A 16,459-nucleotide genomic window follows, 5' to 3' on the forward strand; every position below is an offset into this window, starting at 1 on the left:
CTTGAAGTTCTCCTGGGCCAGCTTGAAATCGTCCTTGCCACCGGCCACGGGCGGAACCTTGCCGACGTTGGGGCCAGGGCCGGCGTTGGTGTTCGTGGTGTTGGAGCTCGTACTCGTGGCCTGGTTGCCCCGCTTCGGCCTCGGCGCTTGCGCTGGGGTGTGCAGGTTGCGGGGGCGCGGTGCGTCGCTGCCGGTTTTGATGCCGGCGGGTTTCGAACCGGGGGTGGGGCGGGGACTCGGCTGGGGGTTCGCGCCTTGGCTGGTGACTGTGTCGGCGTTGGTGCTGGTCTTCGTGTTCGCCGCCGGCCGCGGGGCCGGGTTCGTCGCGGTGGCGGCCTTCGGCCTGGTGTCCTGACCACTGTCCGTCCGTGGCGCCGGTGTGGGCTCGGTGTTGATCGACGCACTGGGCGCGGGAGCCGGCGTCGTGTCGATCTTCGGCGCGGGAGTGGACTTCGTCGAGTTTTCGGTGTCCCGGCTCTGCTTCGTCGACGGATTCCCCTTGCCACCGCCGGCCGGAACCGGGCTCGGCGAAGGGAAGGCAGTGACGGCGGTGGGCGCGGGGTTCGCCGACACCGGCGAGGTGTTCACCGGCACGCGGCCTGGGCCGAGGTCCGGCCCGCCGACGCTCGTCCGCTCGTCCGTCGGGCCGTTCTCGCCGTCCTGGCCTGGCCCCGCCGTCGAACGAACCCCACTGACACTCCCCGCGACCGGCGGCGGAGCGGCCTTTGTCGAGCCCGTGTCGGAGGTTGTGCCGGCTCCGGTCTTGGTGTTCGGGTTCGAGGCGGTGTCGGTGTTCGAGCCCGTGTTCGCGCTCGTGGTGCTGTTCGAGCCGGTGTTGCTGCTCGCGCTGGTGGTGGGGCTCGAGGTGGTGTTCGGCCCGGTGGCGGTTGTGGTGCTCGTGTCCGGGCCGGTGGTGCCCGGGTTCGTGGTGGCGTTGGGGCCGGTGTTCGTACCGCCGGTGTTGGGTCCCGTGTCCGGGCCGGTGGTGCCCGGGTTCCTCGTCGTCGGGTTGGGGCCCATGTTGGTGGTGCCGGTGCCGGTGCCGGAGCCTGGGTTCCCCGTTGTCGAGTCGGCGCCCGTATTGGTGGTGCCGGTGTTCGGGCCGGTCGTGGTGTCCGGCGATGGGGTGGTGTTTCCGCTGGTGGGGACGTCGGGCGGCGCGGTGTTCTGGCCGGCGATCTGGTTGCCGCCGAAGCCGGGGAGACCAGTGTCGTGCTGGGGCGCCGAGTGGTCCCCGGCCATGGCAGGTGGTGGTGTGGCTGGGGCAGGTGGGGGTGTGGCGGTGTCGCCGATGTCGGAGTTCACGCCGCCCGGAACCGAAGGCGCCGGCACCGGGCCGCCGGTGTTGACCGAGTTCGGCGACGAGGGCGGTGGTACCGACGTATCACCGGTGTTGCTCGTGTCGGTGTTGCCGTTGGTGCCAGCGCCGGTGTCGGTGTTGCCCGAACCGGTGTCGGTGTTGCCGTTGGTGCCAGCGCCGGTGTCGGTGTTGCCCGAACCGGTGTCGGTGTTGCCGGTGCTCGTGTTGGTATCGCCGGTGTTACCCGTGCCGGCGTTCGGGTTGCCCGTGCCGATGTTGCCCGCACCCGCGTTCGCGTTGCCGGTGCCGGTGTTCGGGGTGCCGTTCGAGCCGGTGTCGCCGCTGCCGGTGGTCGAGTTGCCGTTCGAGCCGCCGGTGGAGCCGGTGTTGTTGTTGGCGCCGGGGTTGTCGCCGCTGGTGTTTCCGGTTCCGGTCGAGCCGGTGTTGCCGGTTCCGGTGTTCGTGTTACCTGAGCTGGTGTCGCCGGTCACGTTTCCGGTACCGGTGTTGCCGGTACCCACGTTGCCTGTGTTGCCGGCGCCTGTGTTGCCGGCACCGGCATTGCCCGTATTGCCGCCACCCGCGTTGCCAGTGCTTCCAGCGCCCGTGTTCCCCGAGTTGCCGCCACCGGCATTGCCGGAACCCGTGTTGCCAGTGTTACCGGCACCGGTGTTTCCAGTGCCGGTGTTTCCCGCGCCGGCGTTGCCCGAGTTACCGGCGCCTGTGTTGCCTGTGTTTCCAGCGCCCGAGTTCGCACCGCCACCGGTGTTGGCATCGCCGGTCGCACCATTGCCCGAGTTGGCACCGCCACCGCTGTTCGCGCCGCCGGTCGCACTATTGCCGGAGTTCACACCGCCGGTGTCGCCGCCACCCGTGTCGCCGCCGCCTGTGCTGGCGCCGGGTCCGTTGAGGCCACCGGACCCAACGGACCCGCCGGCGCCGTGGCCGCCAGAGCCGCCCGCGGCCGGGGGCGGGGGCGGGGGCGGGGGCACCGAAAGATTCCCTAGATTCGGGTTCCCGTTGATACCGCCCATGTCTCCCGGGCCGTTGGGCCCCTTGGCCGTCGGCCCGTCGCCTGCGCCATTGAGGGAGTCGTGGAGGGATTGGCCGGCGTGGTGAGCGCCGTGGGAGGCGGCGCCGGAGAGGCCGCCGTTGAGGGCGCCCCAGCCGAGGCTGTCGGTGTCGCCGCCGAAGATGGCAGCGCCTGCGCCGCCGACGACGACTTCGGTGGTGGCCTCGTTGGCGGCGGCGCCCCAGACGTTCTTGCCGAATTTGGTGCCGAACTTGTTGTCGAACTTGTTCATGGCGCCGTGAAAGTTGTGGGCGAAGGCGCCACCGATGCCGCCCAGGACGCCGGACTGCATGATGGCCTTGCCGTCGAGGCCGTGGCGATTTCCTTGCGCGATCTGGATGACCTGAGCGAGCATCTCTTCCGCGATCTCTTCCGCCGCCTCCTCCGCGGCCGCCTCCGCGAGGTGCGTCGCGAGGTTCATCAGGCGCTGCATGAGCGTCCGTTCGATCTCCACGACGGCGGTGCGCCCCGCCGCGAAGATCTCCGGCACCAGCGGCATCGTGAACGGGTTCGACATCGCCCAGATGATGTCGGCGGCCGTGATCGCGATGGCGATCAACATGCTGTACTTGGACTTCTCGACGTCGAGTGCCTGCGCCCGCAACGCCTGCGCCTGGCCCTGCGCGGCGACGATGAAGTCCGTGCCCATCGTGCCCAATTTGTTGGCGAAGTCGACGAAGTTCTTCTGCACGTCGCCGCCGACGTTCGCGGCCACGCGGCCCGCGATCTGGTTGAAGCCGGTGCCCGCTTCGGCCACGCGCCGGGCGACGTCGTCCCACTCGTCGGCCAGCGCGCGCATGGCGTCCTCGTCGCCCTGCGGCCAGGCGTCACCCGCGATGATGTAGAAGATCCAGTTCAGGCTCGGATCCACCATCAGGCTCATCGCGGGTTCACCCCCCTACCACTTTCAGTCTACAAAGGACTCAGTGAGCCGGCTTCGGCGGAATCGTCGGATTCAGCGCGGTGCCTTCGCGCGCCCGCAACGGCTCGGCCGGACCACCGTCGCCACCGCTGCCGACGTCCGAGTTCAGCTGCGTGAAGTCCGTCCGCAACGACCCCGCGAGCTCCGTCGCTCCCTCGTCGACGTCGCGGAACGAGTCGGCCATGTCGCGCACCGCCGTGGTGGTGCCGTCCACGGCCTTGGCCCACGCGTCGAGTCCGTTGTAGATCTTGCCGGCCGCCGCGAGGTGGACGTTGGCGAAGTTCGAGCCGTTCTTGTCGTTGCCGGTCGCCGCCAGCACGGTGCTCGGGTTGGTCAGGGCCTGCACACGCTGCGCCAGGCTCTGCAGCTCGCCCGCCTTCTGGGCAAAGCCGTTGGCGCTGTTGGTGAGTCCGTCCGCGTCGACGAAGAAGTCGTCAGTCATGCCTGGGTTCCTTCCTCCATGCCGGGAACACGTCCCGAGAACAACGCCCGCACGTCCACGCGGCCGCTCATCAAGTCCTGCGCCGAGAGCCCGGGCGGCAGCATCGGTGCCATCGCCTCCGCCGAGGCGCTGATCGACTTCTGCCGCGCCTCCTCGACCGTCTTCACGATCACCGCCGCCAGCTCGGCCGGCGCCATCCTCTTGTACACACTGGTGGGGAAGGAAAGTTCGGTCAGCTCACCGGTGCGCGACACTGTCGCGGTCACCTCGCGCCGCGCGGACGTGGCGCTGGAGGTGAGCGAATCCACCTGCTTGCGGTTCTCCTCGAACCGCTCGCGCTGCTGCTGGTAGGCGCCCATGGCCTCGTCCAGCATCTTCTGGTACGGCGAACTCATGCGTTACCTCCTCAGCCGACCGACGCCAGGCCCGGGCCCAGCGCCAGCGCTCCGGTCTCAGGTGGACGGATCCCGCGCAGGTCTGCGGCCGCGAGCGTGCGCGACGCCGCCGCCACCGACAGCGTCCGTGCCAGCTCGTGGGCCGCGTGCACGGTGTGCTCGGAGGCCGCCGCCAGCTCGTGAGCCAGCGCGTCTCGCACATCGTCAGGAACGTCGTGACCGCGCCGCACCAGCAGCCGCACGGCGATCTCAGCCAGCTCGTCCACTGTGTACTCGCCGAGCTCCCACCCGACGGTGAACGAACTCCGCAACGTCGGCACCACACCCAGCAACGCGGCCACGCGCTGCGTCTGCCCGGTCAGCACCACGACCGGGTCGGCCGGACGGCGCGTCACCGCTTCAGCGACGGCCTCGAGGACCTCCGCGCCCGAGCTGTGCGTCGCGATCTCCCAGTCGCCGTCCACATCGAGCACGAGCACACCACCGCCGGCGTCGTTCATGGCCGTGCGCACGAGGTACTCGGCCTGCCCCGGCCAGCGCGGGTACAGGTCTGCGGCCACCGAGCAGCGCACGAGCTGCCCGACGTTCACCAGCCCGAGCTCCGCCAGGCTCAACGCGTACAGCTTCGCGAACTCGGCCCGCCCGGACCCGCGTTCGCCGCTGATCACCAGGTTCGCCAGGTGCCCCAGCGGCTGCCGCTCCTGCTTGAGCCCGCCCAGGCGCACCAGCTGGCGCTGCGCGTTCTCCCGCACGCCGGCCTGGCCGACGAGGGTCCGCAGGCGGTTCCAGCCGGTGCTCGCGCCGACGGCCGCCGCCGGGTCGGCACCCACCGACACCGCCGCCGCGGCCGCCGCCGGCAGCTGCACCAGCTCCGCCCGCAGATCCTCTGCCGTCAGCCGGTTGAGCTCCGAGTCCTTCGACGGCGGCTGCAACGCCAACCGCGAAGCCTGGTTGTTCACCATGGCCTCGAACAGCTTGCGCGCCACCCGCCCGTTACCGAACGTCGAGTCCTTCGGCACCCGCTCGAAGTACTCGCGCAGCGCCTGCAGCGCGTCGTCGGTCAGCTCGTAGTAATGCTTGCGCGTCAACCCCGTCGTGATCGTGACCAGCTCGTCGACGCTGTAGTTCGGGAACTCGATCGTGCGCGTGAACCGCGACGCCAGACCGGGGTTGGACTGCAGGAACAGCTCCATCTGCTCCGAGTACCCCGCGACGATCACGACCAGCGAGTCACGCTGATCTTCCATGATCTTCATCAGCGCGTCGATGGCTTCCTGCCCGAAGTCCGGACCGGACCCACCCGAACCCGCGGCCAGCGTGTACGCCTCGTCGATGAACAGCACGCCACCGATGGCCTTCTCGACCACCTCGGTGGTCTTGATCGCCGTCGAACCGATGTACTGACCGACCAGGTCCTGGCGCGCGACCTCGATCATGTGGCCCTTGGACAGGATGCCCAGCTCCGCCAGCACCGTGCCGTACAGGCGCGCGACCGTGGTCTTACCGGTGCCGGGAGGACCCGCGAACACGAGGTGGCGGCTCATCGGCGGCATCGGCAGCCCCATGCGTTCCCGCATCTGGGACATCTTGATCAGGTTGATCAGGCCGGTGACCTCCTTCTTGACCCCGGCCAGACCCACCAGCGACTCGAGCTCACCCAGCGGCCCGTCCAGCACCTCACCCGCGGCGTCACTCACGCTCTGCGGGCCGGCCGGCTGGTCGGGCGTCGACGGGAACTCGGAGGACAACCCGCTCGAAGGTTCCGCCCGCACCTGGTCGGTGCTCACGTTCTCCACCGTCGCCTGGTCGTCCCCGAGCCGGTGCACGGCTTCGCCGCCCGCGTCGTTGACCACACAGTCGCGGATCGTCACCGGCTCGCGCGTATCCACGAGGAACCCGTCGCCACCCGCGCCGAGCACCTCGCACTCGACGAGCGACCCGCGTGACCCCTCTTCCAGCACGACACCGTTACGCTTCGCACTGCGCACGCGGCACCGCGAAGCACTCAGCACGGAACCGCCCGTGACGGTGATCCCGTCGGCCTTCGCCTCGGCGATTTCACAGTCCTGCAAAGAACTTTCGGCCGGGCCCGACACACGGAGGCCGCCGCCGCGCACCAGCACCGAGGTGAGTGACGACGGCGTGCTCGCCCCGAGCGTCACGGCGTGTTCGGCGGTGGAACCCACTCTGATGTCGGCCACGGTCACCCGCGCCGACTCGGTCGCCTCCAGGCCCGCCTCGCGGCCGGTCTCGATCGACGCGTCCGCGAGCTCCATTCGCGACTGTCCGGAAAGGACCATGCCTGGCCCGGATTCGGTGTTGAGCCGCAGGCCGGTGATCTTCACGGCCGCATCGGCGTTCACGAGCACCGCCGTCTGTGTCGAACCGCGCACGGTCGCGCGCTCGAACTTCGGCGTCGCCTCGCCGTCGACGAGGATCGCGACCGGCGAGCCCTCGAACGTGCAGTCCACGAACTCCGGCGCCGCGTTCGCCGTCGCCTGCACCGCGTTGCGCTCGGCACCGGAGAACACACACTCGCGCAGCAGCGGCGCCGACGATCCGGCCACGTGCGCGGCCTGCATGGGCGCGGCGACGAACTGTGAGCTCGCGACCGAGATCCGGCCCTGGCTGGTGAGATAAAGGTCAACGTTTGCGCTTTCGCGCACGGTGAGACCGGTGATTGTTGCGCGGCCCTGTTGTTCCACGACCATCGCGGGTTTTTGCGCGCCGGTGATCTCGCAGTGTTCGATCACCGCCACGGCCTCGCCGTTCACGCAGATGCCGTTGCCCTGCGGACGGCGCACCGCGCACCGGCGCAGCACCACGGACCCGACCTCGGCCACCACGATCCCCGACGACGCCGCGTCGAGGATCTCCGTGTCCTCGATCGTGCTCTGCGCAGGTGAAGCCACGACCACGCCGGCGCCCGCCGAGCTCGTCACCGTGCAGCCGCGCAACGCGAGCCGGCCCTGCAGGCGCGCGAGCAGCGTCGCCCAGGAGGCGCCGGAGATCCGGCAGCCGTCCAGCGCCGCCTCGCCGCGCACGACGTCGACGGCCACGAGGTTGCTGTCGGTGCTGGTGAGCGTGAACCCGCGCAGCTGCACCGCTTCGGCGTTGGCGACGAGCACGCTGCCCTCGCTCGCCACGACCTCGACGGTGCCCGCACCCTGCTCGGCGACCAGCGAAACCATCCGGTCCACCACGAGGTTCTCCTCGTAGCGGCCCGGGTTCACGCTGATCGTGGCCCCCGGCTGCGCCTGCGCCAGCGCGGCGCCGATGGTCGGGAACGCCCCCGGCCGATCACCGCCGACCACGAGCAACTGTCGGTTCATCGAATTCGCCTCTCCCGCCTCGACACCACGCTCACACCAGCCCCGGGAGCGCCCCGAACCGCGGCGCGGACACCTCGGCGATCGGGTCCCGGCCCTCGGCCTCGGCCCACACCTCGAGCTCCCGGCGCAGCGACACCAGCGCCAGCTCGTCGAGCGAGATCCGGTCGGACGCGACCTTGCCGGTCTCGTCCACCTCGCTCGACGTCAGTTCCCGCAGCAGCACCAGCCCGCGCACGCCCTCGGCGGGCTCGCGCAGGTCCAGCACCTTGAAACTCGTGCCGGGCACGAACAGCACCCGGTTCTCCACGCCACCGGCGGTGGGTTCCAGCAGCTTCGTGCGCCGGGCCGTGATCGACCAGACCAGCACGTCGGTATCGCCGGCCAAAGTGGACGACGGCTGTGTGAGCGTGTTGAGGAAACCCCACTCGGTGAGCACCTTCCGCGAGCGGAACAGGTCCCACTCGGACTTCGACACGGACGTCGCGAACGTCGCCGGGCCGCGGTGCGAAGGCAGCCGGCTCAGGCCCGCCACCACGCAGCGCGCGATGGGCACGTGCGGCCCGTTGGCTCCGGTGCGCAGCGCGCCGTCGATGGCCGCACCCTTGGCCGAGAGGTACAGCTGCACGGCGACGGCGTCGGTGAGCACCTCGGCGGACGACGTCGACAGCGCCCCCTGGAACCCGGGGTGCTCGGACAGGATGCGGGCGACGGCGTTGGACATCAGGCCGTACTCCGCGCCGAGCGACTTGCGCAGCCACTCGCGTTCCTTCTCCGCGCCACGCTTGGGCAGCAGCGCCGTCGCCTCGGCACCCGGGGTGGGCTGCAGGCGGGCTTCACCCTGCTCGGCCGGAACGACCGGCTCGGCGGCGGCTTCGGTGGTCGGCGCGTTCTGGCCGGCCTGAGCGTTCTCAGCGGTTTCGGCGGCTCCGGTGATTTCGGTGGTTTCGGTGGTCTCCGTACTCTCGACGGGAACGACCGGTCCCTGCACGGTCGGCGCCTCGACGGACGGGGGCGCCACCGGCGGCACCTCCGCGACAGGTGGCATTCCGGCGGGCGGAGTGGCTGCCGGCGGCATTCCGGCGGGCGGAGTGGCTGCCGGCGGCACTCCGGCCGGCGGCGTAGCAGCGGGCGGCATCCCCACGGGCGGGGTCGCGACCGGTGGCATCGACACGGGCACGGCGGCCGGGCTGGGCGGAGCCACCGGAGCCGGCGGCATCCCGACCGGCGGTGCAACAGGCGGAATCGGCGTGGCCGGACCCGCGAACCCAGTCGGCGCACCAGGAACCGGCACGCCCGAGCCCGCGAAACCGCCCGGCACCCCGAACTTCGGCGGCGCCGACGGACCCGCGGGCGCAGCCGGGACCTCAGCCCCACCCTCGGGCGCCGCGAACTTCGACGGCGCCGACGGACCCGCCAGCGCAGCCGGAACCTCGGCCCCGCCCTGAGGAACGGTGGGGCCGGCCGGACCCGCGAACCCTGCACCACCGGGCTGCTCGGTCTGACGGCCCGCCGGTTTGTCACCCTGCGCGTCCCCGAACGGACCGCCGGAGGGTTCCCCCACGGGCACCATCTGCGGCCGAGCCGTCGTGATCGTGACCGGGCTGCCGACCCCGGCCAGCGACCGCGGCACCCCGACACCCGGGTCGAGGCGCTGCGTGATCGTCGGCTCGGACCGCAGCAAGGCCGGCTCCGGCGTGACGTCCACCTCGAGGTCCACGGGCGCGGCCGGCTTGTACTCGCCAGGCACCACGACCTCCGTCGGGGCGGCCTCCAGCAGTGCCGGGGCCGGAGCCGCGTCGCCCTGCTCGATCTCGGCCAGCGCCTTGGTCGTCACCTGCACCCGGCCGCGCTCGGCCAGCAGCGCGTGCGCGGGAAGCACGCGGCTCATCCGCCGCGTGTTCTCGTCGAGCCGCGCGAGCACGTCCTGGGCCAGCATCCGCATGCGGTCTACAGCAGCTTCGCTCGCCGCGTCGAAAGTGAGGTTGTTGATCGAGTTGTCCAGCATCAGCGCACGCACGGCCGGGGTGTCGCGGCCGTCGTGCGGCGAGCGCACCAGCAGACCGGACTGCACGACCTCGATCACGGCGTCGGGCGAGTACCAGTACACGGCCGGGGCGACCTCGTTGAGGCCGTGGATCGGCGCGCGGTGGCTGAGCAGACGAGGCGCCTGCACCGGCCCGCCTTGCACCCGCGGCTGGTAGCCGATCTCACGCACGAACGTGGTCCAGCCGAGCCGTCCGTCGAACAGCACCGTGCGCACGTCGACCAGCTGCGGCGAGCCGACGGGCAGGCCGGTGTAGAACGCGACCTCCTTGCCGAGCAGGTCCGCCAACGCCTGACCCAGCGTCGTCCCGGCCGGGACCGACATCGGGCCGTACTGCACGAACCGGGCGTTGGCCCGCACGTTCTCCGGCAGCCGCACCCACAGGCGGGCCGCGTCGTCGAGCGTCAACGGCGGGCAGCCGGGGCAGCCCAGCACGATCGTCATCGTGTCGTGCTGCGCGGGCAGGCCCTTGACCAGCGCCGCGCGGTGCGCGCGCTGGCCCTGGTCGAACCCGACCGGCCGCACCCACAACCCACCCGGCAACGGCTCCGCGACCCCGCGTGAGCTCGTGGACGTGAGCTCCGCCGTGAGCCCGGAGTCCCACGACGGCCGCGGGAACCGCTTGGCCTCCCACTTCGGCGCGCGCCCCGGCTGGAACTTCACCCAGCCGCTGCCGCGTCCGGAGTGGACGAACAGGGCACCGCCGGCGCTCGGGATCACCGAACCGTCAGGAGCGAGCACCGTGCGGTTGATCCGCTCCGACAGCCACTGCCCCGCCAGTGCCGACGTCTCGCGCGAACGTCCGCCGATCACCAGCCGCACGCCACGACGGCGCCGCGGCAGGACCTTCGCCACCGACTCCCACAGCGAGATCGGCGAGTCCACCGGCAGGTCCACGACGACCAGGTCGTGCTCGGTGTCGGCCGCGACGCCCAGCGCGAGCGCCTGGGCCTCGTCGGTCATCCCGGTCGCAGGGTGGACGACAAGCGCGTTCCCGACCGTCTGCTTGTCGAGGGTGGTACCGGAGGCACCGGTCCCGCGACGCACCAGCGAGAGGTCCATGTTCACCTTCGTCCTTCCTACCGGCACCGGCCCGAGCTCCCGGTACAGCTGTCATGTGCGGCGTAGGTCTATCGGTTCACGTCGGGATGCGCACCGTGTGGGACGGCCCGCCGGTGCCCCCCACTGGTGCAGACGGCGCGATCCCGCCGGCGTGATGCGCGATCAGGCCGTAGAGGAAAAACCCGACCACGATCAGCAGTCCCAGCAACGCCCCGCCCAGCAGGCCGTTCCAGGTCCGCTTGGCCGGCACGTCGAGGTGGCTCGCGTCGCCCAGCACCAGGGCCGAGGTCATCCGTCCGATGAGGAAGGAGTACGCCTCGACGTGGTCCTTCTGTGTCTGCACCATCTCAGCTCACCCCGTTCACGCCGTGAGCCCGGTCGCCCAGCCGTAGACCCCGAACAGCTGCAGCAGGATCGGGATCACCGCCACCGCGCTCAACGTCTCGGTCCAGTTGGCCAGGTGGCCCCAGATCGGCAGCAGGCGCCGCGGCGGCGGCCGCAGCATCGCCAGCACCAGCAGGAAGAACACCAGCGCCAGCCCGCCGGCCGACACCCCGCGCCAGTTGGCCGCCATCGGGTCGACCAGCGACAGCGCGAGCAGCACCAGCCCGACGGAGCCGGCCACGGACAGCGGCACCCGCTGCCACGCGCCGAGCAGCGCCCGCGAGCGCATCAGCACCGCCGCGGCCACGAGGAACGCCAGCAGCTTCGGGAACAGGTCCTGCTGTGCGAGGAACGGGATCGCACCCGTGAACACGACCGCCGACGCGATGCAGAAGATCGTGAGGTAGCCGTCGGCGTAGGCCGTCTGCCGCACCATCTGCTCCGCGGGCGCGGGCTCGATGTCGTACTGCAGCTCCGATGCGGTGCGCGGCAGCTGCGGACCGCGGATGCGCGCGAACCGGATGCCGATGCGCGGCGCGAACACCAGCAACGCGATGAGCACGGCCGACACGAGGCCCGCCGTCTGTGTCGTGGTGAGCCCCGCGCCGAGGTGCAGCCACATCGAGAGGGCGCCGGCGACACCCGTCGCCACCACCGCGCCGAACGGCACGAACGGCAGCCCCCGCGACCACGCGGCGCGCCCACCGATGAGCAGGCCACCGGCCAGCGCGAACGTCAGCGAGCCGACGAGGATCGGCGCGCCCTGCAGGTCGAATGCGGCGCCGACGCCGGCCACGCCCACGGCCCCGGCGATGGCCGCGAACCCGCAACCGCCGAGGCCGAGCAACAGGAGCAGCGCCTCGTCCTCGGTGCGCACGCCGCACGCGACCGCGGCCACGACCAGGCCCAGCGCCACGACGGCGGTCCCGATCGCGGACAGGCCCAGCGGACCCGGCATGAGCAGGAGCCACGCCAGCACGACCTGCGCGAAGATCGCGAACCCGAGGAACAGCCAGCGGTTGAACTCCGGCTTCCAGCGCCCGGGCTGGCGGCTGACGGCGGTGGCCATGCCGTCGGCGATGTCGTCGAAGTCGAGCTCCGGCAGCGGATCCTGGCGGGGGCGGAGGTGGAACTCCTCGCCCTCCTTCCAGTCCAGCGACTCCGGCGTGCCGGCCGCGTCGAGCGGGGCCTCACCGAGGCGCTGCAGCACCCACGTGTCGGCCAGGTCCTCGCGGCCGCCGGTGTGGCGCAGCAGCACCGGCAGCAGGCTCGTGAGCGGCACCGACATCGGCACGGCCATGTCGGCCCGCCCCTGCGGCCCGTACACCGTGATCCGGCAGAGCTCGCCCTGCATGGCTGTCAACGTCCGCTCCTTCCAGCGCAGTCAGAACTGTGCCGATCGTTACCAGTCCGACCACAGTCACGGCCGAATGGCTTGTGGCAACGGTTACGTGACCGGTGGGGGTCGGCCTACTTTTGGCCGGACTAGTAAAAGTGCTCATCGCAGGCCGCCCACCAGCTGCTGCTGCTCGGCTTCCGCGCCCAGCGGTACGTAACCGGTCTGCACGAGCTTCACGCCGCGGCGGGTGACCAGCTGCGCGCGGCCCGCGGGCAGGTTGCGCGGGGTCGCCTCACCGAGGAACTTGCCTTCTTCCTTGGGATAGGAGAAGACCACGCCGGGGCTGCCGAGCTCCCAGGCGCGGCGGATCACCGCGTCGCTCAGCGCCCGCATCGCCCCGGAGGTGCTGCGCGCGACGATGAGGTGGAACCCGATGTAGGAACCTTGCGCGAGCAGCGACAGCAGCGGCTCCAGCGGCGAGCCGATGCCGCCGGTGAGCAGCTGGTAGTCGTCGACCACGAAGAACAGCCGCGGGCCCGTCCACCAGTCGCGGCGCTTGAGCCGGTCGGCGGTGACGGACTGGTCCGGCACACGCGGGGTGAGCGAGACACTCGCCTGCCCGGCCAGCTCCTGCAACGCCTCCGTGGTGGTGGCGTAGCCGACGCGGTAGGCCTCGGGGACCTCCGTGTCGAGCATGCGGCTCGGGTCGGCGAGCACGATCTTCGCCTCGCTCGGCTGGTAGCGCGCGAGCACCGAGCGGATGACCAGCCGCAGCAGGTTGGTCTTGCCGGTCTCGTTGTCGCCGAAGGTGAGCAGGTGCGGCGTGGCCTCGAAGTTGTGCCACACCGGCAGCAGCCGCTGCTCGTCCTGGCCCAGCGCGATCCGCAGGTCGCCGTCCGGCCGCGGGAGCTCGCTGATCGGCAGCGTGTTCGGCAGCATCCGCACCGCCGGCGCCTTGCGGCCCGGCCAGAACGTGTGCACCTCCTCGGCCACGGCCTTGGTCGCCGCCGCCAGGTCGTCGGTCGCCGAGCTGCCGTCCATGCGCGGCAGCGCCGCCAGGAAGTGCAGCCCGTCCGGCGTCATGCCGCGCCCGGGCTGGTTCGGCACCGTCTTGGCCTTGCGCGAGCCGATCTCCGACTCCATCGGGTCACCCAGACGCAGCTCGAACCGCGTCTGCAGCAGGTCGCGAAGGTACGGGCGGATCTCCGACCAGCGCGTGGACGCGATCACCACGTGGATGCCGAACGACAGGCCGCGCGAGGCCAGCTCGCCGATCTTCTGCTCCAGCTCCGAGTAGTCGTTCTTGAGGCTGTACCAGCCGTCGATGACCAGGAAAACGTCGCCGAACGGGTCCTCGACCTGGCCGCGCCGGCGCAGCTGCCGGTACACCTCCATCGACTCGACGCCGCGCTCGGAGAACACGTTCTCGCGGTACTCCATGATCTGCGAGATCTCTTCGATGGTCCGCACCACGCGGTCGCGCTCGAGGCGCGTGGCGACCGAGCCGACGTGCGGCAGGCCGTTGATCGACATGATGCCGCCACCGCCGAAGTCCAGCCCGTAGAACTGGACCTCCTGCGGCGTGTGCGTCATCGCCAGCGCCAGCACCAGCGTGCGGACGATGGTCGACTTGCCCGTCTTCGGGCCACCCACCACGGCCACGTGGCCCGCGGCGCCGGCCAGGTCGGCCATCAGCAGCTCGCGCACCTGCTCGAACGGCCGGTCGATCATGCCCATCGGCACGCGCAGGCGGCCGTGGTGCGCCGGGTCCTGCACGCTCATGCCGCGCACCGGGTCGGGCAGCACGCTGGGCAGCAGCGAGTCGAGGCTCGGGGACTCCGCCAGCGGCGGCAGCCACACCTGCCGCGCCGCCGGGCCGGCGCCCGTGAGCCGGTCGACGAACACGTCGGCCAGCGTCGGGCCGATCGGCGCCGCGTCGAGAGCGTCCACATCGGACATTCTCTTCTCGCCCGCGTCCGGCTCGTCGTCGCGGATGATGAACCGGCTCGGGCGCGCCTGGGTGAAGAACGGCACCACCTCGCGGCTCACGCGCGCCGCATCCGCGTGGCCCTCGCCGTTGCCGGCGGGCACGGGGCCGGACACGTACGCGGCCTTGAACCGCACCAGGTTCGTCGTGTCGATCTTGAGGAAACCGTTGCCGGGCTCCGAAGGCAGCTCATACGCGCTGCCGACCCCGATCACACTGCGCGACTCCATCGAGGAGAACGTGCGCAACGCGATCCGGTACGAAAGGTGACCCTCCACGCGGTGGATGCGGCCCTCGTCGAGGCGCTGCGACGCGAGCAGCAGGTGCACACCGAGGCTCCGGCCCAGCCGCCCGACCGACACGAACAGCTCCATGAACTCCGGCTTCGCGCTCAACAGCTCGGAGAACTCGTCCACCACCAGGAACAACGTCGGCATCGGCGCCAGCTGCTCACCGGCCGCGCGCGCCTTCTCGTACTCGTACAACGACGGGTAACCGCTGGCGCGCAACTGTTCCTGCCGGCGCACCATCTCCCCGTTGAGCGAGTCCTGCATGCGGTCGACCAGCGGCAGCTCGTCGGCCAGGTTCGTGATCATCGCCGAGGTGTGCGGCAGGCGGTCCATGCCCAGGAACGTCGCGCCACCCTTGAAGTCCACCAGCACGAAGTTCAAGATCTCCGACGAGTGCGTCGCCGCCAGCCCCAGCACCAGTGTGCGCAGCAGCTCCGACTTACCCGAACCCGTCGCCCCGATCAGCATGCCGTGCGGGCCCATGCCGCCCTGCGCGGACTCCTTCAGGTCCAGCTCGACGATCTCGCCCTCTTCGGTGACACCGATCGGGACCGACATCCGCGCGCGCTGCACCGCCCGCGGCCGCCACTGCGCCGCGATGTCGAACGTGTGCACGTCCTTGATGTTCAGCAACGCCGTCAGCCCGAAGTCGCTCTCCAGCGGCTGCTCCGCGATCTCCAGCGTGCCGCTCGTGCGCTTCGGCGCCAGCAACCGCGCCAGGCCCTCGGCCTGCGTCACCGACAGCTCGTCGCGAAACGCCGAACCCGCGCCCGTCCCGGCCGGGAACTCGACCAGATCGTCCTTCGTCGTCAGTCGCAGCACCTTCGGTCCACCGGGCAACGCGCCCGTGACGTCCAGCAGCACCACGTTGCGCAGACCCGCGCCGACCAGCCGCGAGGACTCCGGGACCGGCGCCAGGTGGGCCACGATCACCACCAGCGGCTCGCTCGTGCTCGGGCCCACCGACTTGTCGTGGTCGTCGCGATCGGCCACGTCCGGGCCCAGGATGTCCATCAGCTCGTCGTGGTCGGTCGCCAGCAACCGCAACGGGCCCGCCGGATCGCGGAACGTCGGGTGGTTGTTGTGCGGCATCCACTTCACCCAGTCCCACTGCGACTGGGCCGCCTCCGTCGTCAGCACCGCCACCCGCAGCTCGTCCGGCGAGTGGAAGGTGATCAGCTGCGCCAGCATCGCCCGCACCAGCCCCACGGCGGCCTCGGGGTCGCCGTCGAACTCCACGCTCGTGAAGCTGCGCAGCCCCACCGCCGTCGGAATGCCCGACAACGTCCGGTACGTCTCCGTGAAGCGCCGCAACGAGATCGCCGACAGCGGGTCCAGGTCCTCGATCGGCTTCGTGACCGGCGGCATCAGCTCCAGGGCCGACTGCTGCGACCCCAACCCGATGCGCACGCGGCCGAAGTCGTCGTGCGACACCCGCCGCTCCCACAACCGCGGCCCCATCGCCAGCGACCACAACGAGTCCGGCGACGGGTTGTTCCACGCCACCGCACGCCGCTGGTGCTTCGCCGTCGACCGCGCGCGCTCGCGGACCTGCGCGATGTAACGGAGGTAGTCGCGGCGCTCGGCCTTCATCTTCCGCTTGCGTTCACCCGCCGCACGCGACAGCTGACCCAGGCTCATCGCCATCATCGACACGCCCATGCCGCCACCGAGCACATACGTCATCGGCGAGCTGCCGCCCACACCCGAGAACGCCAGGATCATCACCATCGACCCGATGCCCATCGGGAGCATCATCAACAGCGAGTTGAAGTCCCGGGCCGCAGGCTCGGCGAGCACCGGCGGCTCCTGCAGGTCCTCCTGCCCCTCGGGCAGCTCCGGACCCGCGACCCGCGGGCCGCGCTTGACCGTCTCCGTACTCACCGGTGC

The 16,459-nt window shown here is 71.0% G+C and carries 8 protein-coding genes; all 8 read right to left on the reverse strand.

The window, feature by feature from the left end:
• On the reverse strand, window positions 1–3,255 hold a 3,255-nt coding region (locus tag AB0F91_RS14790; protein ID WP_360597853.1), incomplete at its 3' end, for a hypothetical protein.
• Window positions 3,256–3,295: 40 nt separating this feature from the next.
• Entirely contained in the window at window positions 3,296–3,736 is a 441-nt protein-coding gene (locus AB0F91_RS14795; protein ID WP_360597855.1) for a hypothetical protein, read from the reverse strand.
• Window positions 3,733–4,131, reverse strand: a complete 399-nt coding sequence (locus AB0F91_RS14800) for a YbaB/EbfC family nucleoid-associated protein (protein ID WP_360597857.1) — start codon at window positions 4,129–4,131, stop codon at window positions 3,733–3,735. Before AB0F91_RS14800 ends, AB0F91_RS14795 begins: the two co-directional genes overlap by 4 nt.
• An 11-nt stretch (window positions 4,132–4,142) precedes the next feature.
• A complete protein-coding gene (locus tag AB0F91_RS14805; protein ID WP_360597859.1) occupies window positions 4,143–7,463 on the reverse strand; it encodes a right-handed parallel beta-helix repeat-containing protein in 3,321 nt (1,106 codons plus the stop codon).
• 31 nt (window positions 7,464–7,494) lie between these two features.
• Window positions 7,495–10,569, reverse strand: coding sequence for a hypothetical protein (locus AB0F91_RS14810; protein ID WP_360597861.1), 3,075 nt, complete (start codon window positions 10,567–10,569; stop codon window positions 7,495–7,497).
• Window positions 10,570–10,645: 76 nt separating this feature from the next.
• Complete coding sequence (locus AB0F91_RS14815; RefSeq protein WP_360597862.1) at window positions 10,646–10,915, reverse strand: type VII secretion protein EccB; 270 nt, start codon at window positions 10,913–10,915, stop codon at window positions 10,646–10,648.
• 15 nt (window positions 10,916–10,930) lie between these two features.
• Complete coding sequence (gene eccD / locus AB0F91_RS14820; RefSeq protein WP_360598282.1) at window positions 10,931–12,307, reverse strand: type VII secretion integral membrane protein EccD; 1,377 nt, start codon at window positions 12,305–12,307, stop codon at window positions 10,931–10,933.
• Window positions 12,308–12,451: 144 nt separating this feature from the next.
• Window positions 12,452–16,453, reverse strand: coding sequence for a type VII secretion protein EccCa (gene eccCa, locus AB0F91_RS14825; protein WP_360597863.1), 4,002 nt, complete (start codon window positions 16,451–16,453; stop codon window positions 12,452–12,454).
• Window positions 16,454–16,459: the final 6 nt, after the last annotated feature.

Origin of the sequence: Amycolatopsis sp. NPDC023774, from assembly GCF_040639695.1 — a bacterium.
GTDB lineage: Bacteria > Actinomycetota > Actinomycetes > Mycobacteriales > Pseudonocardiaceae > Amycolatopsis.